This window comes from Salinimicrobium oceani, assembly GCF_012037645.1.
Window position 1 is genome coordinate 1 of the sequence record NZ_JAAVJR010000211.1, and the last position, 622, is coordinate 622.

A 622-nucleotide genomic window follows, 5' to 3' on the forward strand; every position below is an offset into this window, starting at 1 on the left:
CGGCCGGTAAAAGATTATTAGCCAGTTTAGTAACTCCCATTGCTATTAAGACAGCGGTTATCACAAAAAGCAAAAATTTAACCATGAGGCTATCCTCTAATACATTGCTGTAAAAAGTGAGAATGATCTCTATCGCGAGAAATGCCATTTGAAAGCTTGCCTTTAAAACCATATTGTAGTAATATGGCTCAAAGATACATTTGTGGCAAGTTTTTTATCCCAATAAAGTTGGGTTTGACTCAAATTTAACGCGTGGTTTTCAAAAGGTTAAATTCTTTAGGTTAAGAACTCTTAAAGAGAAATGAGAGTCACCTTTCTCTACTTTTTCAACTGAAAAGTAATTACAGGACTGGTGGCGTGATTTACAAGATCTTCACTAATACTTCCATTGAAAAAATGAGATAAACCCTTGCGACCATGAGTAGCGATTCCCACAAGATCTGCATTGACTTTTCTCGAAAAATTCATAATTCCCCTCTCGATAGATTCATCGTTATAGACATGGAATTCATAATTGGAGAAATTAAGATTGTCGAGGTATTTGCTCAGCCGGTTATCTATGGCTTCAGAAGTAATAAATTCATTGGCAGTGTTAATATAAACAAGGTGTAATTTAGCCTCT

Annotated in this window: 1 protein-coding gene; it reads right to left on the reverse strand. The window is 35.4% G+C overall.

The features are described from left to right. Positions 1-318: 318 nt before the first annotated feature. A partial coding sequence (locus tag HC175_RS16315; RefSeq protein ID WP_168139446.1) for a universal stress protein occupies positions 319-622 on the reverse strand: 304 nt, incomplete at its 5' end.